The organism is Methylibium petroleiphilum PM1 (assembly GCF_000015725.1).
In the GTDB taxonomy this organism is placed as follows: Bacteria; Pseudomonadota; Gammaproteobacteria; order Burkholderiales; family Burkholderiaceae_C; genus Methylibium; species Methylibium petroleiphilum.
On sequence record NC_008826.1, the window covers coordinates 462,507 to 487,201 of the forward strand.

A 24,695-nucleotide genomic window follows, 5' to 3' on the forward strand; every position below is an offset into this window, starting at 1 on the left:
TCCTCCACACAGTCCATCGAGAAGACGCCGCAGCCTCGCGCCGTGTTGCGTTTGCTGCTGTGGCTGCACTTGGCGTTGGTTCCCTCATGGACAGCGGCCCAGCCCATTCAGATTCGAGACGACCGCGGCACCGAGCACCGCCTCGCCGCGCCGCCACAGCGCATCGTGACCATGCTGCCGTCGCTCACCGAGACCGCCTGGGTGCTGGGCGTCGATTCGCGGCTGGTGGGCGTGGACCGGTACTCGAACTGGCCGGCCGAGGTCGCGAAGCTGCCGCACCTGGGCGGGCTGGACGATGCGCAGATCGAGGCCATCGCGGCGCTCAAGCCCGATCTCATCCTGGCCTCCACCTCGTCGCGCGCAATGGAGCGGCTCGAAGCGCTCGGCTTCTCCGTCGTGCGCCTGAAGTCGGAGAGCCACGCCGACGTGCGCCGCACGCTCGACCTCGTCGCCCGCCTGCTCGGCAACCCCGACGAAGGGGCCCGGGTGTGGGCGCGCCTGGCGCGCGAGATCGATGCCGCGGCGGGGCGGGTACCGGCCTCGCTGCGCGGGCGGCGCGTCTACTTCGAGATCGGCGGCGGCCCCTATGCGGCCGGCACTACCTCGTTCATCGGCGAGACCCTGGCGCGGTTGGGGCTGGCGAACATCGCGCCGCCGGACCTCGGTCCCTTCCCGAAGCTGAACCCCGAGTACGTTGTGCGCGCCAAGCCCGACCTCATCATGGGCGTGCAGCGCGAGCAGTCGGCCTTGATGGCACGCCCCGGCTGGAATGCCCTGGCTGCCGTGCGTGAGCGGCGCTTGTGCGGCTTCGAGACGCCTCAGTACGAGATGCTGATCCGGCCCGGACCGCGCATGGGTGAAGCCGCCGGTCTGCTGGCGGACTGCCTGGCGCGGCTCGGGACGACGGCGACCCGATGAGCATGTCCTTTGTCTCGACGAACCAGCCGGCGTTCGACGCAGCGATGGGCGACGCAGAGGCACGCCGCCGGCTCGCGGCCGGGATCGCACTGGCCATCGTCGTGGGCCTCGCCTGCGGCCTGGCCACCGGCTCGACGGGCTTCGCGCCCAGGGACTTCTGGGCGGACCTCAACGGCAACGACGCCGCGCTCCTGCTCGGACAGATCCGCGCACCCCGGACGCTGGGTGCCGCGCTGGTGGGTGCGCTGCTAGGCCTGTCCGGCGCGATCGCGCAAGGCGTCTTCCGCAACCCGCTGGCCGACCCCTACCTTCTTGGCAGCGCGGCGGGCGCGGGGCTGGGGGTGGTGCTGGTGCTTGCCGCCGCCGCACTGGGCGGCGCCACCATCAGCCTAGCCACCGTGGCCTGGATCGAGCGCGTAGGGATTGTCACCGCCGCGTTCGTCGGTGCGCTGGCGGGGGTGTCGCTCACGCTGACGCTGGCCAGTGGCGCCGTCCACACCCTGCGGCTGCTGCTGGCCGGCGTGGTGATCGGCGTGCTGCTGGGAGCCGTCAGCGACCTCATCACGGTCGTCTCGCCGGACGCGCTGCGCGGCAAGCAGGCCTTCATGCTCGGCAGCACCGGCTTTCTCGGCTGGAACGCGCTGGCGCTGATGCTCGCCGGCCTGACGCTGCTGCTGGTGCTGGCACAGCGGCATGCCCGAGCGTTGGATGCGCTGACGCTTGGCGAGGACAGCGCCACCAGTCTCGGCCTGAACCTCGGGAAAGTGCGACTGGCCCTGGTGCTGATGCTCAGCCTGGGCACGGCGCTGGCGGTTTCGCAGGCCGGGCTGGTCGCCTTCGTCGGGCTGGTCGCCCCACATCTTGTGCGGCGCCGCGCACCGGGCACGCACGCCTGGCTGCTGGTGGCCAGCGCCGGCATGGGCGCCGCAATCCTGCTGTGGGCCGACGTCATTTCGCGCGCTCTGATCGCCCCGGAAGAACTGCCCGTCGGGGTGGTCACCGCCGTGCTCGGCGGCAGCTATCTGGTCTGGCTGCTCAAGCAGAGGACCGCCTCATGAACCCGACGCTGCAGGCGCTGGGCGTGGGCGTCCGGCTGGGCCGCCGCGACGTGCTGCATGCCGTGAGTCTTGGGATCGGCGGCGGCTGGACCGCACTCGTCGGCCCGAACGGTGCCGGCAAGTCGACGCTGTTGCGGGCCCTCGCAGGACTACAGCCCTTGGCGGCGGGGCAGGTCTTCCTGAACCCGGGCGCGGCGGCCCAGCCGCTGGATCTGCACCGGACCGCGCCCGCCGACCGCGCCCGCGTGCTGGCCTGGCTCGCGCAGCAGGGCGAGGTCACCGGCGAGCTGACTGTGCGCGAGACAGTCGAGCTCGGCCGCATCGCCCGTCTCGGTCTGCTGGGCACGCCGGTCGCGGCCGACCGCAAGGCTGTCGACCGCGCGATGACCTTGACCGAGAGCTTGCCGTGGCAGCACCGGCGGCTGCACGAACTCTCCGGCGGAGAACGCCAGCGGGTGCTGCTGGCGAGGGTAATGGCCACCGAGGCGCCGATGCTGCTGCTCGACGAGCCGACCACCCACCTCGATGCGCCACACCAGGTGGCTCTGGCCCGCCTGTTCAGGCGTCTGACACACGACCGCTCGGCGCCGCGCGCGGTACTGAGCGTGCTGCACGACCTGCCCATCGCACTGCAGGCCGATCGCCTGCTGGTGCTGGATGCGGGCACGCTGCAGGCCGACGGCCCGCCCACTGATCCGGCCGTGCAGGCCGCGCTGGTGCGCGTCTTCGGCGGCGCCATCCGCATCGAGTCCGACGCCCAGGGCCGCCCGCGTGTCGCTCTGGCCTTGGACGCCACCTGAGTCGCCCGGATCACCCGCCCATGGACATCGTCAAGCCACCCACCGCACCCAGTCCGAAGGCCGAAGGCGAACGCCGCGGCCTGATCCTCGTGCACACCGGCCACGGCAAGGGCAAGAGCACGGCCGCCTTCGGCCTGGCGCTGCGGGCGCACGGCCGCGGTATGCCGGTGAAAATCTACCAGTTCATGAAAGTGCCCTCGGCCCGCTTCGGCGAGCACCGCATGTTCGAGCAGCTAGGCATCCCGATCGAGGGTCTGGGCGACGGCTTCAGCTGGAAGAGCCGTGACCTCGAGCACAGCGCCCAGCTCGCCCGCGACGGCTGGGCACGCGCCGAGGAGACCATCCGGGCCGGCGAGCACTTTCTTGTCGTGCTCGACGAGATCACCTACCCGCTGCGATACGGCTGGCAGCCGCTGGAGCCCGTGCTGGCCTGCCTGCGCGAGCGGCCGGCCCATGTGCATGTGGTGCTCACCGGCCGCGATGCGCCGCAGGAGCTGATCGATCTGGCCGACACCGTCACCGAAATGACGCTGGTCAGGCACCACCACCAGCAGGGCGTGCCGGCGCAGCGGGGCATCGAGGACTGATGGTCGCCGCCGCCGCGCTCGCCCTGGCTTGGTTGATCGACAGTCGCTTCGGCGAGCCTCGCTCGGCCTGGCACCCGGTGGCCTGGTTCGGCCGCATCGCCGCGCCTCTGGGTCGTCGTGTGCACTCCTGGGCTGCACCTGCCGCCTTCGCGGCCGGTGCGGTGTTGTGGTGCAGCCTCGTCGCCGCTGTCGCAGGAGCGGCCTTCGCCGTGGAGCAGGCCGCCGGGGCAGCGCCGGCATGGATCGCGATCCCGCTGCTCGCCGCGGCACTGAAGCCGACATTCGCGTGGCGGATGCTGAACGACGAGGTGCGCGCCGTCGAAGCGGCGCTCGGGCAGGGGCTCGAACAAGGCCAAGCCCGCGTCGCCCGGCTGTGCAGCCGCGACGTCACCCAGCTCGACGCGGCTGCGGTGCGCGAGACGGCCATCGAAACGTTGGCCGAGAACTTCAACGATTCGCTGGTCGCGCCGCTGTTCTGGTTCCTGGTCGCCGGCCTGCCCGGTGCCTGGGCCTGGCGCGCCGCCAATACGCTCGATGCGATGTGGGGCTATCGCGGCCCCTGGGAATGGGCCGGCAAATGGGCGGCGCGGGCCGACGACGTGATGGGCTATGTGCCCGCGCGCCTGGCGGCGTTGCTGCTGTGGCGGCCGAGCGTGGGCGTGGCTCGTCTCACGCGCGAGGCTCCGCTGACGCCGTCGCCCAACGGCGGCTGGCCGATGGCGGCGATGGCGTTTCGCATCGGGGTCCGGCTCGGCAAACCGGGCGCCTATGCCTTGAACGCGCAGGCCCCGGCGCCGGATGCCGCAGCACTGACGAATGCCTTGACGGTCGGCGAGGGGGCGGCACGCGGGGCGATCGCGGCTGCGCTGCTGCTGGTCGTGCTCAAGGTGAACTTGTGGTGAGCCCCGGTACGGCCGCCCGCGTCCACGGCGGTGCCGACGCACACGGTGCCGCGCGCTGGGACTTCTCCACCTGCGCCAACGCGGCGGGACCGTGCCCGGCCGCGCTCGCAGCCGTGCAGGCAGCCGACGCGACGCGCTACCCCGACCCGGCCGCCACGGCAGTCCGGCAGGCGCTGGGGGCACTGCACGACGTCGAGCCTTCGCGGATCCTGCCCGCCGCCAGTGCGAGCGAATTCATCCAGCGTGTCACCGCGGTCACCGCTCGGCTTTGGCCCGGTGCCGTGCGGGTTCCCCGCTTCGCGTATGGCGACTACGCGGCGGCCGCCGCGGCGTGGGGCCGCCCCTTTGTCCCCCAGGATGTCGAGGTCCCGGGCACGCCGTCGCAGTGCACGCTGCGCTGGCACGCCGATCCGACGAGTCCGCTGGGCCAGGACGGCGCTGTCGCCCGTGACGACTCCTATTGCTGCCCCGCCGTGCTCGACGCGGTGTACGCGCCGCTACGGCTTCAGGGAGCGTCGGCGTGGACGGCATCCGCGCGCGATGCGGTCTTCGTGTTGCACAGCCCCAACAAGGCGCTGGGCCTGACCGGCGTGCGCGGCGCCTACGCGGTCGCGCCACGAGATCGCGGTGGCGCCGGCTACGACGTGCTGGCCTGCCGAGCCGCGCTGGAGGCTGCGGCGCCGTCGTGGCCGCTGTCGGCCCACGCCGAGGCCATGCTGCTGGCCTGGGCCACGCCCGACGTGCACGCCTGGGTGGCCGAATCACGCACCACCCTGGTGGCATGGAAGTCGGACCTGCTGCGGCGCCTGTCGGCACGCGGCTTCGAGGTGCGGCCGAGCGTGACGCCGTACGTCATCGTGCGCCCACCGCGCCCCGTGGCACCATCGCTGCTGCGCAGGCACCACGTCGCGGTACGCGACGCGACCTCGTTCGGCCTGCCGGGCTGGTGGCGCCTCTCGGCGCAAGCGCCCTCGGCACAGGACGCGTTGATGCACGCACTGGACCTGCTCGACGGGGGCCTGCCATGAAGACCGCCCTGATGGTCTGGGGTGCGAGCAGCGGCGCCGGCAAGAGTCTGCTCGCGACAGCACTGTGCCGCTGGGCCGCGCGCGAGGGCCTGGGCGTGGCGCCGTTCAAGGCCCAGAACATGAGCAACAACGCCCGCGTCGTGCCGCTGGCCGCGCACGGATCGGACGCGGAAGTGGGCGAGATCGGCTCGGCCCAGTACTTCCAGGCGCTGGCCGCCCGCGCGGCGCCGCAGGTGGACATGAACCCCGTGCTGCTCAAGCCCGAGCGCGACACGGCCAGCCAGGTGGTGGTGCAGGGCCGGGTCGACGCCGCGCTGTCGCGCATGCCCTGGCGCGAACGCAGCGCCCGGCTGGCACGGGCCGCGCGCGAGAGCTTCGATCGCATGGCCGCGCGGCATGAGGTTCTGGTGATCGAGGGGGCCGGCTCACCGGCGGAGATCAACCTCGCGCCGCAGGACTACGTCAACCTCGGCACGGCGCGCTGGGCGCGCGAGATCGCCACCCTGCAGGCACTGCTGGTGGTGGACATCGACCGAGGCGGCGCTTTCGCCCACCTGCACGGCACCTGGGCGCTGCTGCCCGACGACCTGCGCACCAGTCTTGCCGGGTTCGTGCTCAACAAGTTCCGCGGCGATGCGGCACTGCTGGCACCCGGGCCCGATCGCCTGCAGGCGCTGACCGGCGTGCCAGTGCTGGGCGTGCTGCCGATGAACCGCGACCATGGGCTGCCGGAGGAGGACGGGCTGTACGGCGCGGCGTCGGGCCCGGCCGGTGGCCTGCGCGTGGCCATCGTCGCCTGGCCGCAGCTGAGCAACCTCGACGAATTCCAGCCACTGGCCGCCGTGGCATCGGTGCGCTGGGTGCGCAGCGCGGGCGACCTGGACGGCGCCGATTGGATCGTGCTGCCGGGCTCCAAGCAGGTCAGCGGTGACCTCGCCTGGCTGAAAGCGCGGGGCCTGGACGCCGCCATCGTGCGGCACGCCCGCGCCGGGCGGCCGGTGCTGGGCATCTGCGGCGGCCTGCAGGCGCTGGGTGCCTTGCTCGACGACCCCGATGGCGTGGACGGAGAGGCCCATGGCCCGCTGCCGGGCCTGGGCCTGCTGCCGCTGGCCACGCGCTATGCCGCGCCCAAGCGGCTGCGGGCCGCGCCGGTGCAGTTCGCGCCTCTGGCCCACCCGTGGCAGGCGCTGTCGTCCCGACGCTGGCCCGCCTACGAGATCCGCTGCGGACGCACGCAGTCCATCGCAGGCGCCGCCTCCGCGGCCACGCTGGCGCTGCACGATGCCGAGGGCCTGCCGATCGGCTGGTCGGCCGCCGCGGACCCGGGGCAACCGGACCGGCACAACGTGCTCGGCATCGCCACCCACGGGCTGTTCGAGGACGCTGCGGTGCTGCGCGCCCTCTTCGGCCAGCAGGTGGGCACGCTGGACGCCACTTTCGACGGCCTGGCGGATTTCATCGACACCCATCTCGGCGCGGCCACGCTGCGCGCACTCTTTCACTGCTGACCCATGGATTCCGATTTCGACACCACCCTGCCTCTGCCCACTCTTGACCACGCCGCCCGGCGTCAGCATGTCCAGGCGGCGCTCGATGCCAAGACCAAGCCGCTGGGCGCGCTGGGCCGGCTCGAATCGTTGGCCGTTCAGCTCGCGGTCGCGCTCGGCACCGACCAGCCCGCCTTGTTCGCACCGCAGCTGGTGGTGTTCGCCGCCGACCACGGCATCGCCGCGCGCGGCGTCTCGGCCTACCCGGCCGAGGTGACGCGGCAGATGGTGCTGAACTTTTTGACCGGCGGCGCGGCCGTGTCGGTGCTGGCGCGCCAGCACGGCCTGGCCCTGACAGTGGCCGACTGCGGCGTTGCCGCCGAGTTCGAGGCTCACCCGATGCTGGTGCGGCTGAAGACGGCTGGCGCCGAGCACGGCACTGCCGATGCAAGCCGCGGCCCGGCGATGAGCGAGGCGCAATGCCGCACCGCCATCCTGCAGGGCCGCCGCCTCGTCGCGGCGCTGCCCGGCAACGTGCTGCTGCTGGGCGAGATGGGCATTGGCAACACCTCGGCGGCCGCCTTGCTGATGGCCCGCCTGACCGGCGCGCCGCTGCAGGTGTGCACCGGCCGTGGCACGGGTCTCGACGATGCAGGCCTCGCCGCCAAGCGCGCGGTGCTGGCCGAGGCACTGGAGGCCAACGCCCAGGCGACGCGGCCGCTGCAGGCCCTGGCCGCACTCGGTGGCCTGGAGATCGCCACCATGGTCGGCGCGGTGCAGCAGGCTGCGGTGAGCGGGCGCGTGATCGTGGTCGACGGCTTCATCACGACAGCCGCCGTGGCGGTGGCGGCCGCGCTGCAGCCCGCCGTGCTCGCCCACTGCGTCTTCGCGCACCGTTCGCAGGAGACCGGGCACACGCACTGGCTGCAGCGCCTGGGTGTGCAGCCGCTGCTGGACCTGGACCTGCGACTCGGCGAAGGCTCGGGCGCCGCGCTGGCATGGCCGCTGCTCGACTCCGCCTGCCGCGTGCTGGCCGAGATGGCCAGCTTCGCCTCGGCCGGGGTCAGCCAGCGCACGCCATGACGATGCTGGTGCGAGAGCTGAGGCTCTTCATGCTGGCGCTGCAGTTCCTGACCCGCGTGCCTGTGCCGGCGTGGGTCGGCTTCGACCCCGCGCAGATGCGCCGGGCGGTTCGGCACTTTCCGCTCGTGGGCGTGCTGATCGGGGCCTTCAGCGCCGGCATCGCGCTGGCTGCCAGTCGGCTCTGGCCGCCTACCGTGGCGGCCGCGCTGGCGGTGGCCGCCACCGTGTGGCTCACCGCGGCCTTCCACGAGGACGGACTGGCCGACACCTTCGACGCGCTGCTGGGCGCCGCCCCGCGCGACAAGGCGCTGGCAATCATGAAGGATTCGCGCATCGGCACCTACGGCGCCGTGGCGCTCGTGCTGTCGCTGCTGCTGCGTACGCTTTTGCTAGCCGAACTGATGGCACGCGATCCGGCGGCGGCCGCCGTCATCCTGATCGCCGCCCACGCGAGCGGGCGCAGCGCTGCAGTGGCGTTGATGGCGGCCCTGCCCTATGCGCGCACTGAGGAGGGTGATGCGGCGCAGGCCAAGGCGGGCAGCGTGGCGCGCGATGTACCCGGCATCGATGCGGCATGGGCTGTCGCCGTCGGCCTGCTCACGCTGGCATTCGCGGCCTGGACACAGGCATCGCCGATCGCGGCGGGTGCCTCGCTACTGGCGCTGGGCTGCATGGTCCTCATGTTGCGCCACTGGCTTCGACGTCACCTGGGTGGCTACACCGGCGACACCCTGGGCGCCGCTGAACAGTTCGGCGAGGTCGCCGTCCTGCTGTCGTTCGCCGCGTCGGCGTCGGGATGAGCGGGCTGCAGCTGCACGCATGGCGACACCCCGCAGCGATCGGGGCGGAAGGCCGGTGCATCGGGCGGACGGACCTGCGCGTCGATGCCCGGCGTGCGAAGCGGCAGGCGCACCGGATCCGCGCCTTCGCCCGCCGCCACGGCCTGCCCTGCATCGTCGTCACTTCGCCGCTGGAACGCTGCCGAGCGGTGGGGCGCTGGCTGTTACGCTGGGGCTGGCGACACTGGATCGACCCCGCGCTCGTCGAAGCGAACTTCGGCGAGTGGGACGGACAACCCTGGACGGCCGTTGCGCCCAAGGCGATCGACGCCTGGTGCGCCGACTTCGTGGACCATGCCCCGGGCGGCGGCGAGCCCGTCGCATTGGTGCTGCGGAGAGTGCGGTCCTTCGATCCCGGCGAGGCACGGCTGCTGGTAACGCACGGCGGCTGGCTCTCCGCCGCGCTGTGGGTGCGCGATCAAGGCGGCGCGCGGCCGAAGAGCGAGCAGTGGCCGGCTCCACCGCGCCACGGGCAACGGATCGACCTTGAATGGCAGCGGATCGCATGATGAGTCGCGCCGACCCGCAACCGGCCGTCACGGCACCAGAGTGCGACTGCACGATCGCGAGCCAGCAAAGAGACTTCTCCGAATGGCACCTGGGCCGGCCCCATTTCGCGGTATGGGCCCTCGCGCTGGAGGATCCAGCCCTGGACGTGCGCCTCAGACATGTTCGAACCGCCCTCGACGGTCACCTGCTGCGCGGCTACGAGCGGCAGCCGCACATCACTGTGCACGTGTGCGGCTTCCCCACGACGACGGCACGCCGGAACGACGACTTCGCGGTCGACGAACTCAAGGTGCAGATCGGCGCTCTTGTCCAGTCGGACATCGTCGCGTTCGACGTGCACGTCGGCGAGCCGTTCACGTTCACGTCCGCCGCATGCCTCTCGGTCGAGGATGCTGCGGGCAGCCTGACCCGCATTCGATCCCTCTGGGAACGGGCCGCGCCGACCTGGGACCGGACACACTATGTGCCGCACGTCACCGCCGGCCTCTATGCCGGCGCGTGGCCGTTGGCCGAGATCGAGGCGCGCCTGCGTTCGACTCCCTGCCCATCCCCCCTTGCCCTGCGAGTCCGTTCGGTCGACTGGATGTGCTACGACAGCACCCGGATTGCCGGTCCCCTGCGAACCCTGATTCGATTCGATCTTGAGCGCCGGCTGGCGCATGTCGTCGACGGCAAGCGGCTGCGACGAATGTTCGGACAGGGAGCGGGTCAACTCGAGCAGGCATGATCATCATGATTCCCTTCAAGTCCATGCGGGACCAGGCCGGGCTGAACCGGCAGCACATCTTCGATCTCGCACGGCTCCCGCCGGACCTGCTTGCGCCGCTGGACCTTGGCCAGCACGAACGTCAGCTCATCCTCCTCGGACACGCTGGGCGCCTCCTGTGGGAGCGCGTACAGAAGCATGCAACCGACCCGGTGCATCCGATCGACTCCTACACGATAGGCGTGGTCGAGCAATGGGCAGCCCTTGCGCTGCCCCATACGCGGATTCGCTTCGTCTACCCCAGGGGACTACCAGCCAACCGGCACGTTGGTCTCCAGCGCCTCGGGACGCTCGCGGGTTGGCACCATCCATCCCCGTTCATGGTGGGCATCGATGCCAGGTGGGGCAGCTGGTTTGCCTACCGCGCAGCGATCATCGTGGACTCGGAACTTCCGGCTTCACCGGTCGAAGACCACGGGCATCCATGCGTCGATTGCACCGCCAAGCCGTGCATCGGGACGTGCCCAGCCTCTGCGCTCGACTCGGGGACCATGGACATGAACGCCTGCACCGCCAGCGGCTCTTTGAAGCCTCGCCCTGCGCGTACGGCTGCCTGGCGCGACAGGCCTGCCCTGTAGGCGTCGAGCACCGGTACGACGAGTGCCAGGTCCGGCACAGCGGTACCGGATCGCTCGCAGCCATCAGGCGCTTGCTGAAGGCGTCGTAACCGCGCCGACTGGACGCCAAGCAGAAGACGAAAGCCGCGGGACAATCCGCTTGAATCAGTTGCCCCACCGCGCTTCGCGCGACCCGCGACGCACGAAGCGGGCATCCAATTGCGCTGCGGCGTCCGGCACAGAGGTCCGTTTCACTACAGACCGCGGTTGGCACAACCCGCGCCGGACGAGGCACCCAGAGTGCGTGTAAGCGATCGAGGCGCCGACCAGCAGAACCCATCAGGGACAGCGAGCTCGTCTCGCATCGGAAATCCGGATGTACGGTTGCATTCTCTTCCTTCGTGCAGCAGCGCGCTGGTAGCTTGGCAAACCGAGGGCGTCCATGTACGCCTGGGGAACACAGCTTGAACTGAAGCGGCCCGGATAGTGAACATGTGTCCGCGACAGGAGAGGCGGACACGTGAACACTTACGGCGTGGATCTGATGGGTCGTCGGCGCCGACGCCAACACAGCGCCAAGGTCAAGGCGACGGTGATCGAGGAATGCCTGAGGCCGGGCGTCTCGATCACCGCAGCGGCGCTGGCACACGGCCTGAACGCCAACATGCTGCGCAAGTGGGCGATCGACGCCGAGCACAAGGAGCCGGTGCCGCACCCTCGTGTTGCGAAGCCATTGCCCGATCCGCCGCCAGTACCGCCGGCGCAGTTCGTTCCACTGGCCCTGTCGGGGCCGACGGTCGATGGCGAGATCCGGATCGAGCTGCGCCGGGCCGGGACGACGGTCAAGATCGTCTGGCCCGCGCCGGCGGATCGGGACTACGAGGCCTGGCTCATACGAAACCGACGCAGCAAGCGACCACCGCGGATCCGGCTCTGCCGGGCCGCCAGCGGTGCCCCCTTGAGGGGCGCGCGAAGCGCGGGCTGCGCGACGCGAGCGTCGTCACGGTTTGGTGAAAGTCGTACGGCCGTCGAACTGCACCGAATCGACGATTGCGACAACGGCGGCATCGGTGGCACCGACTGGCCCTCGCGCTCGACGCGGGCGGCGCTGCCGTGCGCGACGAGGACGACCTATCCGATGCCGGCACCGGTCAGGTCGACAGCCACGTACACCAGCCGCGACACAGCTTCGGCATCTGCCGATCCGCCGAGGGCGGTCATACGCCGGCACCGGCTGCAACAGCAGCAGCTCGTGCGCCGAGATCCCTTGGCCTTGATCGAAGCGACGACGGAGCCGCGGACCTACGCGAGCTGCAAGAGCGTTGTCTCCGTCTTCTTCTTTCGCAACGCTTTGGAATGTCCCACTGGCGGCGAAGTCATTGTCCGAGCCGGACAACGCGCTCGGCTGCGATTTGTCCGCCGAGGCCATAGTTCCCGCGCCTGCCACCCTCTAGAGGCGCGGCCGCGGGCAGCCCCGATCGAAAGTTCAGCAGGACCGTCGATATGGGCACCATTGCTCCGCCGAGCGTCGCACGAGTAGGAGACAACCTCATGGACACGCAAACGCAGCAGAAGCCGCCCTCCGGCCTGCAACTCGGACCCGTCACTTTCTCGGTGATGAGCCTGTTGGTCATTGCGGTGGGCAGCTACCTTATCTGGGCCCTGTTCGCCGACCCGTCTCGAGCGGTATGGAAGACCTATCCGCAGCCGTTCGGCGTGGTGCTGTTCTGGTCGATCCTGTTCGTCGTGTTCTTCGGCTTTCTTGGGCAGCTGTGGGGGCTCGGTCACTTGCCTCAGCCGATCGGCGGCGTAACGTGGTTCCTGCTCACGACCGCGTTGGCGGTGGTCGTCCCGAGCGTCCTGCTGCACGGCTACGGGGCCCTTGACCCCGCCTTCGACATCGGCAAGGGCGGCTATACCGCGACGACGATGATCGTCCTTATCGGCTTCTACACCTGGGGCATCCTCGGCACGAGCATGGGGCATTGGCCCTGGGTCGACCTGGGCCTTAAGCAGCCGTGGGTCGGCATCGGCGGCTTTCTCTTCGGCTTCGTGCTCACCTTCTTCGGCTACCTGGTGCTGATCTATCCGAACCTCGCCAGTTGGACATCGCCGGAACGAACCGTGCTGCCGCTGACAACCGTCATCGGCTGGTTCTACAGCGTGATCGTGTCGTGGCTGACCACGTTCCTCATCCTGGATAATTGGCCATGGAGCAAGCTCGGGTCACGGGCGAAGACCGCGCTCGCCGCCTTGGTCGGCAACTTCATCATCGGCACCGCCATCTACTTCTTCCTTCTGGCGTTGCTCAAAGGCTTCCTGATGCCGGTGGAAGCGCAGACGGCGCTTGGCGCCGCGATCAACATCTGGCCGGCGCACCTGGGCGTGTTCATGTCGTTCTGGCTGATCTTCTGGGCCAACGTGGCGGGCAACCCTCCGCTCAATCTCGGTCCGGCGGCCAACAGAGTGGTGCGCCTCGTCGTCACGTTCGGCTTGGCCGTCGCCACGTTCGTGGGCTACACGCGGTGGTTCGCGGTCCAGGTCCTCAACGAGAAAGAAATCGCCCCAGGCTTCGGTGGCGACCCGCTGACCTGGGTCGACTTGATGATCTACGTCATGCTGGTATATGTCATCTACTTTGGCTCCTACGGCCTCAACCGAAAGACCTGACGGCGGCGCTACAGTCGCGGTCGAGCCGACGCGAGGCGCCGCCGATGAACGCGTGGGTCGAGCGAGCCGATCGCAAGCGCCATGAGCATCCGCTGCAGGCTCCGGCATGCGCGGCGCGCAGATGCGCAACGCACGCTGCGACAGCGTACCCCGCTCGACAGGTCGCGAGCGTCGAGCCTCCAGGCCGGGAAGTTTGGCACGTCCTTTTCGCGAAGCCCGGGATCGTCGGAAAGCGGCCTAGTGTCCCGTCCCGCAAATAACTGGCATTAAACATGCATGCCAGTGCGGTATCTTGGAACCGGAGATACCGTGATGAGAACGGGCAGGCCGAAGGCGGAATTGGTGTTGAGCGTCGACGAGCAAGCGCAGCTGCAGTCGTTCGCGCGCAGCCGCTCGCTGCCCGCCGCGCTGAGCAATCGCGCGCGCTTGGTGCTGGCCAGCGCCGCGGGCGAGCCGAACAACGCGATCGCCGCGCGGCTGAAGATGACCAAGCAAACCGTTGGCAAGTGGCGCGCGCGGTTCATCGAGCGGCGCGTCCCCGGCCTGTACGACGACGTGCGCCCGGGCAAGCCGCGCACGATCGACGATGAGCGCGTCGCGCAGTTGATCAAGACGACGCTGCACACCAAGCCGGCCAACGGCTCGACGCACTGGAGCGTGCGCACGGTGGCCGCCGAGACGGGCATCTCCAAGACCAGCGTGCAGCGCTACTTCCAGCTCTTCGGCCTGCAGCCGCACCGCAGTGAGGGCTTCAAGCTGTCCAACGACCCGTTCTTCATCGAGAAGCTGCGCGACGTGGTCGGCCTGTACCTGAGCCCGCCGGACAACGCGCTGGTGATCTGCGTGGATGAGAAGAGCCAGTGCCAGGCGCTGGAGCGCACGCAGCCGATGCTGCCCATGGGGTTCGGCTATGTCGAGGGCGTCACCCACGACTACAAGCGCCACGGCACGACCACGCTGTTCGCAGCGCTGAACGTGCTCAACGGTGCAGTGCTGGCAGCGTGCAAGCCGCGCCACCGGCACCAGGAGTTCCTCGCCTTCCTGCGCGAGATCGACAAGGCGGTGCCGGCTGAGTTGGACGTCCACTGCATCGCCGACAACTACGCCACCCACAGCCACCCGAAGATCAAGGCTTGGCTTGCAACCCGGCCGCGCTGGCACATGCACTTCATCCCGACCTACAGCTCCTGGCTGAACCAGGTCGAACGATTCTTCTCGCTGATCACCGACAAGGCCATCCGCCGCGGCTCGTTCACCAGCGTCAAACAACTCGTGCAGCGCATCGATCACTTCGTCACCGCGCATAACGCGAACTGCCAGCCGTTCAAGTGGACCGCCACCGCAGATTCGATCCTCGAAAAGCTCCATCGACTTTGCTCACGTATCAGCGGGACAGGACACTAGCAGGCTGTTGAATTTCGGGCGCGCAAGCGCCGATCAGTAGTTCCGATGGTGCCGTTCAGGCCAGGAACACGCTCGGCGTGCGGCTGATCGGTTCGAAGGCAGGCGGCTGGCGCTCGTCAGGGGATGCGCGCGGGCTTCGCAACGGCTCATGGAAGCACTCCTTGCGGCCCGGTACACAGTATTCGCGCCATCCGGACGATGTTGCTGGCCGTGGCAATGTCCCGCGGCCAGTTGGAACCGGTGGCGGCCTGAGTCATCTTACGCGGCGCGCCGTGCTGAGCGCGGGGGATCTCTCGCAAGGGCGACGGCCAGCACCCAGAGGTCCTTGACGCCGATGATTCGTCGGAACGACTTCTCGGCCTCCAGGAAGCCGGCGGCCACCCAGCGCAGCGCCATGGCTTGATCGCGCCAGCGCTTCACGCGGTTGGTCGTCGTGCGCACGATGCCGTTGGGGTTCTCGATGATGTTGGTCGTGCACAGGCAGCGCATCAGCGAGGGCGGCAGCCCCAGTGTGTTCACGGTGAAGACCTCCTCGAGTCCTTCGAGCATCGAGGCCGCCGCGTCGGCATGCTCGGCCTGCAGCCACTTGGCCTGCTGACGGATCTTGTCCATGCCGCGCTTGGCGTCGAGCTTGTAGGCCGCATTCATCACGCTCTTGGTCTGCGCCCGCATCTGGGTGGGCAAGGCCTCCAGCACGTTGCGCAGCTTGTGGGTGCGGCATCGCTGCACCTTGGCGTGATTGCCGAAGACCTCCTCGATGGCCGATCGCAGGGCCTTGCCGCCGTCGATCACGAACAGGTAGTCGCGGTCCACCGCCAGGCCACGCTCGCGCAGGCCCGTCAACAGCGCCTTGACGACCTGGGCGTTCTCCGAAGAGCCCGCACTCAGCCCCAGCATCGCCTTGCGCCCGTGCTCGTCCACACCGAGGGCCGCCAGGACGTGCGTGCCGTCCACGATGATCCCGTCGATGTAGATCGCCAGCAGCGCCGCATCGGCCAGCGCCCTCTCGTTGAGCGCGGCCAACTGCGCCGCAGAGGCCTCGATGAAGCGGCGCGACACCGCACTCTTGCTCACCCCCACGGTGCCGGCCACCTCGGGCAGCACAGCCTCGTACTTGCGCATCGATACGCCCTTGACGACGATGTCGCGCACCCGAGCGCCCATGCGCGCGTCATCGCGCAGCTTGTCGTACGCCGGCACATGCACCTCCTTGCCCGCCCGACCGCTGCTGCGCAGGCGCGGCCGCGTGAGGCGCAACTTGCGCTCGGCCAGCTGGATGAATCCGTCCTGAGCACCGTGCCACTGCACGGGGCCGCCGGCCTTGCCCCGGTGCTTCGCCCCGGCGATCTTGCTCGCCGAGGCCAGCAGCAGCTCTTCCACGACGGCGCGCGCCGCCTCGTTCATCAGCTCGTCGACGCTCGCCTGCGCGTTCTCCAGCAGCTCCAGCATCGGCAGCAGCGCTTGCCCGCTGCCTTGCGCCAAATGCCTCACAGCCGCACGATCGTTGCGGTGAACCACGCGCAACCCGTCCTTGGCCTTGCGGCCTGCATTACGATCCTTCATGGCGGTTTCCCTTCAGATCGAGGGTTTCAGTCATCAGCAAGCTCGATTCTCTCGAGCTCACCGCGGAAACCGCCACCTCAAGTTCCAACTACGCTTGGGACATCACCCTGGCCGTCATCGTGAGCTTGAAGTGCTGGTCGACACGTCGCAGCCCGCGGTACACCGTCTGTCGGATCCGGCCGACCGTCTTGGCCCAGCCGAAGTGCTCCTCGATGCGCTTGCGCGCGATCTGGCTGGCCGCGTAGCCGGCATGGCGAGTCGTTCGTCCATCGATGGCGCTACCGCCCCAACGGGTCTTGTGGCTGGCTACGTGCGGCGTCACGCCGCGCTGGCGGCAGCCGGCGATGAAGTCGCGCGTGTCGTAGCCCTCGTCGGCGCCTATCGTCTTGCGGTGCCCGCCGGGCACTGTGTCGAGCATGGCCAGGGCCGCTGAGCGTTCACCGTATCCGTCGGCCTGCGTGACCACCGCTGCGACCACCAAGCCCGTGCGGTTCTCCATCAGCAGCTGGCCTTGGTAGGCCAGGATGGCTGCGGTGCTGGCGCCCTTGCGGAACAACCGGGCGTCCGGATCGGTCTTGCTCTGGTGGGTGTCGTTGCTGCGTGCGCTGCCCTTCCAGTCGCGCTCCTGGTTGCGTCCCGCCTGGCTGCCACCCTCGCCTGGACCAGGCGTCGTCCTTGGGTACGAAGCTCTTGTGGCTGGCCCACGCCTGGATCAGCGTGCCATCCACCGAGAAGTGCTCCTTGCTCAGCAGATGGCGCCGCTCGGCCGCCCGCATCACCTCGGCGAAGAAGCTCTCCACGACAGCGTGCTCCAGCAGCCGGTCCCGGTTCTTGGAGAACACCGAGTGGTCCCAGACCTCGTCGTCGATGGCCAGTCCGATGAACCAGCGGAACAGCAGGTTGTAGCGGACCTGCTCCATCAACTGTCGCTCGCTGCGCACGGAGAACAGCACCTGAATGAGCATTGCTCGCAGCAGTTTCTCTGGCGCAATCGAGGCGCGGCCTGTCGAGGCGTAGATCGTGTTGAACAGCCCGTTCAGGCCCACCAGCGCCTCGTTGACCAGAGCGTGGATCGCGCACAGCGGGTGCTCCACCGGAACGAAGTCCTCGAGTCGCGCCACCGTGAACAGGCCCTCTTGCACTCCGTCAGCTCCGCGCATCGGTCCCTTGCCACGTCGTTGCGTCGCTTCAACCGTACCGCCAACCAGCCCAGCGCGGACCGGCAATTCCCCGGAGGAAGTTCAACAGCCTGCTAGGGTATTTCCCATGGGATCAAGTTTCGTTGGCGCGCCCGGACAGCGGGTCGTGCTTCGTTTTGTCTGCCATGGCTATAGCTCCGGATTCGACAGCTCCCTACAGTCGCTGCAAACAAGCTGGCCCCGAATCGGCACAGACCGGACCTGAGGAGACAATCGTGATTCGCGACGACGACGCAGACTTTCACGCACCCGATCCGACCCATCCGACCTGGGCGGAGACCAACTACTTCGGCTTCTACAACGCCGAGGAGCATCTCAACGTCGGGGTGTATGCCCTGTTCCGCCCCAATCTCGGCACGGTCACGACCTCGGTCTGCATGAACTCGCGCCGCACGGTGACGCAATGGGAGGCTGACTTCTGCGACATGCGCTCGGCCGTTCCGATCCCGCAGCCGCGCAACCTGCGCGACTACGCGCTCAGCAGCGGCCTGCACGTGCGCTGCCTTGCGCCCAACAGGCAGTGGCAGATCGACTACGACGACGGCCACGGCACCCGCATCGACGTTCGCTACGAAGCGCTCATGCCGGCCTTCGACATCCACGATCCGGCGATGGACCCGATGTGCGCGTCGGCGTCTCAGGAGGGCAAGTTTGCCTGGGGCACCGCCTACAACGGGCACTTCGATCAGACCGGCGCCTTCAAGGGCAGCGTCACGGTGCGCGGGCGCACGGTGCCGATCGATTGCGTTTCGACGATGGACCACAGCTGGGGCCCGCGCCCCGAGCGCGGCGCGCCCGCGATGAGCTGGCTGCACGCTCACTTCTCGAAGGACTTGGCGATCCACGCCATCCTCGGTTTCGATCCGGCACAGGACAACGGGCGTGAACTGTGGCTCGCGCACGGCTATGTGCTCGAGCGCGGCAAGGTCTTCGGGCTGAAGGCCGGCACCGGCCAGACGCTGCGCAAGCAGGAGCGCTATCCTGAGAGCATCGCCCTGCGACTGACCGACAGCACCAATCGCGTGTGGGAGCTGAACGGGCGCGCCGTGACCACGATGCCTTGGGTCTACGTGCCCAACAGCATCGGCTTCAACACGCTCAGCGAGTGGACCTGCGGCACGCAGCGCGGCTGGGGCGAGGTGATGGACTTCATCGAGTTGCCAGTCCTCAATACGCTCAACAGCGCCCCGGCCACGTTGCGCGCGTCCAAACCGCTTTGAGGCTTCGCGTGCAGCGCGCCATCTTCTTCGAGATGGATGACACCCTGGTGGACACGCGCACCGCATCGTGGAAGCTGTTCGCGCAGACGAACAGCGAGCACGGTCCGGGCATCCACACTCGGCTTGCATCCTCCGCCATCTTCGAGGACAGTTTCCTCGAGTCGCTGACGCGGCACTGCTCGCCTCCATCGCACCCTGCCTTTCAAACGAGTTTTCGGGCGACGTGCAGCCGCGCAAGGCCAAGTCGATGCGCCGCATCTTCGGGTACCACCGCTACGTCGCGCAGCGTTGCTGCAGCACGGCCTACCGCGAGGACGCGCCGGGCGGGGATATCCGCGGCGCACGGCCGCGGACGCCCAGGTGATTCAGGCGCCGCGCCGCGTGACCCTGAGGCCGGCGTGAAGGCGCAGCGGCGCGCTGGGTGGGCTGGCGCTGAACTCGTCGCCACGCGCCGCCCGCGCGACCACTCGCCGTAGCGCCGGCCTTGTAGTCAAGCCCGTGGTCGCGAGGCTACGCCACACCAACGCGACCACAGATAAGCCGAAGTTCCTTCCTCAAGGAGACACGAAGATGAAGTGCCTAGAACTGATGCCCCTCGAAGAAACCGTCAAGTGGGCCAAGCACAACTCCTGGTACGTGGCCGACCTGTTGGCCCGCCGGGGCACAGAGGGCGTGAACCCGCTGATTCCGCGCGCGGAATACGAAATGCTGTCGTTCCAGACCACGTTCTTGCAGCACCCATGGCTGTACATGTGGCTGGGCGAGAAGGTCGGCATGGAGGGCATCCGCGCAACCTGCAGCTCCGGCCATCGGGAGTTCGGGATCAAGACGATCACGCCGTGCAACATCCAGTGGGGCTGCGGGATCGCGCTGTTCGGCCGGCTGTTCCTGATCGACGGCGGTCTGATCGGGCCGAACGACTACATCGACAACCTGCGCATCATCTACAGTTTCTGGCGCACCGTCTTCGAGGGCTACATGCGGCAGAAGAAGCCTGCGGTCATGGACGTGGGCTATGCGCTGCAGGTACTCGACCAGGACGTGGTCGAAGATCTGGGCACGAAGGTGGAGCCGCTGCGCGACCCGGAACTGCGCGCCACCGTGGGCCGCTTCAACTCGCTGGCCCAGCTGATGGGCTTCCTCGACCACTACGACAACCGGCTCGGGCTGGGCGACACCGGCCCGTACGACCTCGGCGACCGCTTGATGCTGGTCCGGGACTGCTTCGTCAACGAGAAGTCGTTCCCGTGGACCTACGTCGTCGGCGACCTGCCGTTCTCGTACTCGTTGGTCCTGACCTACGACAAGAAGAAGATCATGCGCGACCGCCAGAGCGGCAAGCTGAAGATGTTCTCGATCTACAACACCGGCACCCTGTTCTGCGATCCGGCCGACTACGAGGAAGAGGCACTGATCGAGGCGGCAGTCTATATGCGCGACGCCGACTTCCCGAATGGCACGACCACGAGGATCCCGCTGAACGAACTGGAGACGCACATCGCGAAGATCGAGGCTGCGGTCGAGCGGATGTACTCGTATCTCGCGATGAAGCCGCATTTCGACAAGATCCTCGAAGGCAACTGGACCTATGTCGCTGCCTCGCTGCCCTACGTGCGGGCGCACGACCTCGAAGCCGAGGCCGCCTCGATGGGGTTCTGGGACATGGATCTGCGCAGCATGGAGTACCTGATCAAGGGCTACGGCAAGGCCGGCGAAGTCCAGCGCAAGGCCACGGCCGGCCTGGGAGCGCCTCCGCCGCAGCTTCCGGGGTTCCGCTGCCGGGGAACAAAGTTCGGCAGATACGAGATCAGCAACTGAGAAAGCGCCGCTTCATCAAATCGAAAGGAGCTGAACATGGCTGACATCAAGGTGAAGAAGGACGCCGAGAAGCGGTTTGCTTGGTCGCACGAGGAGTGGGCCCTGAGCAAGAACTTCCAGACGGCCGACGAGTTCGAGACTTGGCTGAACAACGAGTCGAAGTACTTCATCCGCTGCAACGCAGGCTTCTACGCCCAATGCGTGATCGTCTGCATCGAGTCCAAGGGCGACGAGTTCCTGGCTTACGTGGATGCGTACAAGGGCAAGTTCCCGCCCTGGTACACGGCCGAGGAACTGGCCGCGCTCGACATCGACGAGTTGCGCAAGGAGCCGGCGAAGATCAAGTGGGACGAAGACTGGGAATGGACGACTCTGCGCAAGACCGACTTCCCGCTGCGCCTGAAGGAAGTTGTCTTCCTCTACCCGCCTCAGGAACCCGCGATTCCTTGGCTCTTCCTCTCGCCCGAGGAGAGCGGCCTGAACAAGATGAAGATCTGACTCACTACAGGAGACTCTCAAATGGCTAACGAGACCGAGATCGACGGCTACCGCTACATCGGACAGGGCTACAACGTAGTTCCGGTCGGCCGCCACAAGGGCGTGGCGCTGAACGTGACAGAACCGAAACAGATGATCACCCTGATGAAGGATCTGCAGAAGGTCAAGGAGACGGTTGTGGTCACGCCCGGCGGCACGACGACCTTCGTCGCGCCGCTGCTGTACAAGAAGCCTGCCGGCATCATCACCTACGCCGGAACGCCGGAATCTCACCTCGGCATCGTGGGGCGCAACTTCCGCGTGCCGATCATCATGACGCTGATGCTCGAGGGGGCGGAGTCCATTCCCGACGGCACCCCGCTGCTGATGGAGTGCGACGGCAAGTTGGGCCGCGTCTATGCGAAGATGGAACTGAAGGCGGGGGCCCAGCAAGCGCCTGCGGACCAGTCGCCCGGGTCGACGCTCGGGTAATTTCCGAACCCGGCCGGCGTCCGGTTCAGGTCGGACCGCCGCCGGACCCCCAACGCTCGAAGGGGCGACAGAGCCGGCGCGATGCCGCCATGTGACGAACATGCTTACCGAAACTGAATTCCTCGTCCTCAATGCGGTCTATCTCAAGAAGATGGTCACTGCACCGCAGATCGTCGAAATGACAGGCGCCGAGGCAGACGACGTCGCACGCTGCCTCGAGGACGCGACGACGCGGGGTTGGGTGATGGACATGGGCGCCGACGGCGTGATGGTGCTCGACGACGGCGCCGCCGAGGTGTTGAAGCACTACGCCGAGGCCTACGTTGAACAGCGCAAGGATCCGGCGATGACCGCCTGGTACCACGGCTTCGAGGCGTTGAACACGCGCTTCATCGCTGCGGTGTCGCAATGGCAGGAGAGCGAGGGGGACCCGAGCTCAGAGCGCCGACTGCTGCAGGCGGCCGAACGGCTGGCCAAGGACATCGCGCTGCTGATGCCGGCGATCCCCCGCTATGCGGGCTACGTCGGTCGTCTGGAGCGCAGCATGGAAAAGGTCGACTTGGGCGAACGCGACTTCGTCTGCAACCCTACCGTGGACTCGGTGCACAACGTCTGGTTCGAATTCCACGAGGATATCCTCACGGTTCTCGGGCGCAAGCGCGATACGACGTGAACGTGCGCGCCGCCGATGCTGCGCAATGGCGCCGCCGCGCCGATGCCGCAGGGCCGCCGCTGGGCTTCCGTCCAGCGGGCGAGGCGGGGGCGCTGCATGGTCGTACACTGTGCTTCGCAAGGAGACCGCTTGTTGACGTGGGGCCGCGCGGTTTGGGGGGAGGGCTGCGCGCCGCGCATGCGAGTCCCCGCCCGCACGAAGAGGTCGAAGACATCGTCGTGCGGCCCTCCGTGCGCTGAAGGATGAAAGAGTCGATGCACAGGGCAAAGCGCAGCAGACACTTGGCCGTCGTGCCGCCTTCGGCTACGGTTGGCGACGCTTTGCCGGCCCCCTGGCCGCACCCTGCTCCCAGCCCCGCGCCGGCACTGCAGATCGGCGGCGCCCTGCGGGCGGTGGCCGACGCCGCGCTCGGTGGCGATCAACGAGTAAAGGAGGTTGCGGCAGCGTGCTTCGCCGCCGTGCTTGGCGGATGCGGCGTGGCCGTGATCGAACGCGTGGGCGCAGGTTGGCGCTGCGCCAGTGAGAATGCGTTCGGGCCGGGCGAACTCATTGCTGTTCTTCCGACGTCGGTCGCAACGTCGGGCGACATCTCCGTGCTGCCGGGTATCGGCACCTTCGTGCCGGTGAAGCCGGGGATGGGCGTCCTGGCGGATTGCCAGCTCGTCGACGCAGACCGCGCCCAGGTGCTGCGCTGTCTTGCGATCGGCTTCGAACTCGCGCTCACCGCAGCGAACCAGTATCGCGTCACGAGGGACGCGATGGACGAGATCGATAGCCTGCAGCAGGTCGCCAGGCGCATTCTGTCCGCATCCGAACTGGACGAGGTGCTGTTCTCGATCTCGCGCGAGACGGCCCGGCTCCTTGGCGCGGACATCGGCGGGGTGTTTCTTCGAGACGGCGACGAGCTCGTGATGCGCAGTTGCGTCGGCAACGACACGCTGGACATCGATCGGCTCAGGATGAAGCGTGGACAGGGCCTTGCAGGGCGCGTTCTAGAGACCGGGCGCCCGTGCAAGGTCGACGACTACCTCGCCAGCGATCAGGTCAGCCGCGACTACTTCTGGCTCGTTCGCGACGAGCAAATCCGCTGCGCGGTGGGCGCGCCGCTGCTTGCGCGAGAAGGCGTGATCGGCGTGCTCGAGGTTTGGCGCCGACGCGACGTGCCGTTCACCGATCAGGACGAGAAGCGCGTCGCCGCGCTCGCCAATCTGACGGCGATCGCGGTCCAGAATGCCCGGCTGTACGAAAGCCAGAAGGCTTCAGTGCAGCAGCTCATACAGACCAACGAGAGTCTGCGCCAGCAGCACGAGGTCGTGCGTGTGTCGGCACAACTCCAGGACGACGTCATCGGCGCCCTACTGGACGGCGGCGGCGTCACGGCGATCGCGCGGATCGTCGCCCGCCATGCCGGTGTGGAGGTCGCGATCCTGGGGACCGATCTCGGGGTAATGGCTGCCTATCCGGCGCAGGTCTCGAACGGCGACTGGCTCGAGCGGGTGGAGACCGCCGTGCGGCAGTTCCCCGGGTACGCCAACAACACCAGCGTGACCTCCCGAGAGCGCGATGGCTGGCTCTCGCTGCGTCCGATCGTTGCTGGCGGGGACCGGATTGGCTGGGTATGCATGCGCTCGAACAGTGAGCCGGCCGAGATGCAAGAAGCCGCGAGCCGTCAAGGAGCGGTCGCTAGCGCGCTGTATTGCCTTGAGCAGCGTGCTGCAAGCGTCGCCCGGGCCTCCGCGCTCGGCGCGCTGATGTGGGACTTGCTGGAGGGCACGCCGCCGGTCAGGCAATCCGCGCTCGAGCGCTTGACGGAGTTCCACATCGACCTGCGGGGCCCGCACCGCGTCGTCCATTGCACTATAGAGGGCCTGGCCGAGACGGCGCGCGGCGAGGGTTGGAACATGGACACGGTGCAGCGCAAGCAGCGCGACGTGCGAGATGCGATCGAGCGAGCGCTGAGCGCTGCGGGACTGAAGTTGGCGTCCTCCCGTGGCGATCTGATCGTGGCGATCATCCCAGCGCTGGACGCCGCGCAGGTGACGCGGCAGCTCAAGTCGCTGAACGAGGAGATCCTGGCGAGGGACAAGGTCAGAACGTTCTGGGGCGTCAGCGCTCCATTCGATTCGCCGTCGCAGCTGTCGAACGCCAACCAGGAGGCCAAGTGTGCCGCGCTGGCCGTTGGGAAGCTGGGCACGGCGCAGAGCCCGGTGGTAATTCACGAGCATCTGGGCGTGCTGACGTTGTTATTGAATGGTGGCGGTATTGCCGAGGGGCACGACCTTCGCAAGTACGTCGACCGCATGCTGGGCCCGATGCTCAAGTACGACTCCGCGCACCATGGCGTCCTGGCGAAGACGATCCGGTCCTATCTGGACAACGATTGTTCACTGAAGCTGACGGCGCTGCAGCTTTTCGTCCACGAGAAGACCGTCCGCTACCGTCTCGCCCAGTTCGAGGAGCTGACGGGCGTCGACTTGCGCCGCCACCGCGAACGGATGTCGGTCGACCTAGCGTTGCTGATGCACGACTTCGCGACCCGGTCGGCCGGCGTAGCAGGCAAAGGGGCGGGCTGACCACGCGCGGCGAAGTCGCCGTGCTGCGAGACGGCCACAAAGATGGCGACACCAGCCCGTCCGGCGCACGG

At 68.2% G+C, this 24,695-nt stretch carries 22 protein-coding genes and 1 pseudogene; 21 read left to right on the plus strand and 2 right to left on the minus strand.

The window, feature by feature from the left end; translation table 11 throughout:
* The first annotated feature begins 42 nt into the window (after positions 1-42).
* The 15 genes from MPE_RS22010 to MPE_RS22075 all read left to right on the plus strand — a co-directional run bounded on the left by MPE_RS22010 (position 43) and on the right by MPE_RS22075 (position 14,609).
* Positions 43-918, plus strand: coding sequence for an ABC transporter substrate-binding protein (locus tag MPE_RS22010; protein ID WP_041930428.1), 876 nt, complete (start codon positions 43-45; stop codon positions 916-918).
* Entirely contained in the window at positions 915-1,976 is a 1,062-nt protein-coding gene (locus MPE_RS22015) for a FecCD family ABC transporter permease (protein WP_011831838.1), read from the plus strand. The genes MPE_RS22010 and MPE_RS22015 overlap by 4 nt, the downstream gene beginning before the upstream one ends.
* Complete coding sequence (locus tag MPE_RS22020; protein WP_011831839.1) at positions 1,973-2,776, plus strand: ABC transporter ATP-binding protein; 804 nt, start codon at positions 1,973-1,975, stop codon at positions 2,774-2,776. The genes MPE_RS22015 and MPE_RS22020 overlap by 4 nt, the downstream gene beginning before the upstream one ends.
* Positions 2,777-2,796: 20 nt before the next feature.
* Positions 2,797-3,363, plus strand: a complete 567-nt coding sequence (cobO, locus tag MPE_RS22025; protein ID WP_011831840.1) for a cob(I)yrinic acid a,c-diamide adenosyltransferase — start codon at positions 2,797-2,799, stop codon at positions 3,361-3,363.
* Positions 3,363-4,265, plus strand: coding sequence for an adenosylcobinamide-phosphate synthase CbiB (gene cbiB, locus MPE_RS22030; protein ID WP_011831841.1), 903 nt, complete (start codon positions 3,363-3,365; stop codon positions 4,263-4,265). The genes cobO and cbiB overlap by 1 nt, the downstream gene beginning before the upstream one ends.
* Positions 4,262-5,293, plus strand: coding sequence for an aminotransferase class I/II-fold pyridoxal phosphate-dependent enzyme (locus MPE_RS22035; protein WP_112185775.1), 1,032 nt, complete (start codon positions 4,262-4,264; stop codon positions 5,291-5,293). Before cbiB ends, MPE_RS22035 begins: the two co-directional genes overlap by 4 nt.
* Entirely contained in the window at positions 5,290-6,801 is a 1,512-nt protein-coding gene (locus tag MPE_RS22040; RefSeq protein WP_011831843.1) for a cobyric acid synthase, read from the plus strand. The genes MPE_RS22035 and MPE_RS22040 overlap by 4 nt, the downstream gene beginning before the upstream one ends.
* Positions 6,802-6,804: 3 nt before the next feature.
* Complete coding sequence (cobT, locus tag MPE_RS22045; RefSeq protein ID WP_011831844.1) at positions 6,805-7,863, plus strand: nicotinate-nucleotide--dimethylbenzimidazole phosphoribosyltransferase; 1,059 nt, start codon at positions 6,805-6,807, stop codon at positions 7,861-7,863.
* A gap of 29 nt (positions 7,864-7,892) precedes the next feature.
* Positions 7,893-8,663, plus strand: a complete 771-nt coding sequence (gene cobS / locus MPE_RS22050) for an adenosylcobinamide-GDP ribazoletransferase (protein ID WP_237706437.1) — start codon at positions 7,893-7,895, stop codon at positions 8,661-8,663.
* Positions 8,660-9,211: a histidine phosphatase family protein gene (locus MPE_RS22055; protein ID WP_011831846.1), complete on the plus strand. Its 552-nt coding sequence runs from the start codon at positions 8,660-8,662 to the stop codon at positions 9,209-9,211. Before cobS ends, MPE_RS22055 begins: the two co-directional genes overlap by 4 nt.
* Positions 9,211-9,939, plus strand: coding sequence for a 2'-5' RNA ligase family protein (locus MPE_RS22060; RefSeq protein ID WP_049820971.1), 729 nt, complete (start codon positions 9,211-9,213; stop codon positions 9,937-9,939). Before MPE_RS22055 ends, MPE_RS22060 begins: the two co-directional genes overlap by 1 nt.
* Positions 9,936-10,556: a hypothetical protein gene (locus MPE_RS22065; RefSeq protein WP_011831848.1), complete on the plus strand. Its 621-nt coding sequence runs from the start codon at positions 9,936-9,938 to the stop codon at positions 10,554-10,556. The genes MPE_RS22060 and MPE_RS22065 overlap by 4 nt, the downstream gene beginning before the upstream one ends.
* A gap of 499 nt (positions 10,557-11,055) precedes the next feature.
* A complete protein-coding gene (locus tag MPE_RS24805) occupies positions 11,056-12,075 on the plus strand; it encodes a transposase (protein WP_237706438.1) in 1,020 nt (339 codons plus the stop codon).
* A gap of 11 nt (positions 12,076-12,086) precedes the next feature.
* A complete protein-coding gene (locus MPE_RS22070) occupies positions 12,087-13,205 on the plus strand; it encodes a glutathione S-transferase family protein (protein WP_011831850.1) in 1,119 nt (372 codons plus the stop codon).
* Between the two features lie 312 nt (positions 13,206-13,517).
* On the plus strand, positions 13,518-14,609 hold the full coding sequence (locus MPE_RS22075) for an IS630 family transposase (protein ID WP_011831851.1): 1,092 nt from the start codon (positions 13,518-13,520) through the stop codon (positions 14,607-14,609).
* Between the two features lie 258 nt (positions 14,610-14,867).
* Here the strand turns inward: MPE_RS22075 and MPE_RS22080 are convergent, their stop codons facing one another.
* Together MPE_RS22080 and MPE_RS22085 are read right to left on the minus strand one after the other, a co-directional pair.
* Positions 14,868-16,172: an IS256 family transposase gene (locus MPE_RS22080; RefSeq protein WP_011831852.1), complete on the minus strand. Its 1,305-nt coding sequence runs from the start codon at positions 16,170-16,172 to the stop codon at positions 14,868-14,870.
* 88 nt (positions 16,173-16,260) lie between these two features.
* Positions 16,261-17,332: pseudogene (locus MPE_RS22085) on the minus strand (IS5 family transposase).
* A 254-nt stretch (positions 17,333-17,586) separates the two neighbouring features.
* Here MPE_RS22085 and MPE_RS22090 point away from each other — a divergent pair.
* From MPE_RS22090 to MPE_RS22115, 6 genes are all read left to right on the plus strand, one after another.
* The gene (locus MPE_RS22090; RefSeq protein WP_011831853.1) at positions 17,587-18,591 is read left to right on the plus strand and encodes a DUF7064 domain-containing protein; all 1,005 of its coding nucleotides are present in this window, start codon (positions 17,587-17,589) and stop codon (positions 18,589-18,591) included.
* Positions 18,592-19,161: 570 nt separating this feature from the next.
* Positions 19,162-20,409, plus strand: a complete 1,248-nt coding sequence (locus MPE_RS22095; RefSeq protein WP_011831855.1) for a hypothetical protein — start codon at positions 19,162-19,164, stop codon at positions 20,407-20,409.
* Between the two features lie 36 nt (positions 20,410-20,445).
* Positions 20,446-20,907, plus strand: coding sequence for a hypothetical protein (locus tag MPE_RS22100; protein ID WP_011831856.1), 462 nt, complete (start codon positions 20,446-20,448; stop codon positions 20,905-20,907).
* A 21-nt stretch (positions 20,908-20,928) separates the two neighbouring features.
* The gene (locus MPE_RS23080) at positions 20,929-21,378 is read left to right on the plus strand and encodes a PEP-utilizing enzyme (protein WP_011831857.1); all 450 of its coding nucleotides are present in this window, start codon (positions 20,929-20,931) and stop codon (positions 21,376-21,378) included.
* A 100-nt stretch (positions 21,379-21,478) separates the two neighbouring features.
* Entirely contained in the window at positions 21,479-22,051 is a 573-nt protein-coding gene (locus MPE_RS22110; RefSeq protein ID WP_011831858.1) for a MarR family transcriptional regulator, read from the plus strand.
* A 290-nt stretch (positions 22,052-22,341) separates the two neighbouring features.
* Positions 22,342-24,624: a helix-turn-helix domain-containing protein gene (locus MPE_RS22115; protein WP_237706453.1), complete on the plus strand. Its 2,283-nt coding sequence runs from the start codon at positions 22,342-22,344 to the stop codon at positions 24,622-24,624.
* Positions 24,625-24,695: the final 71 nt, after the last annotated feature.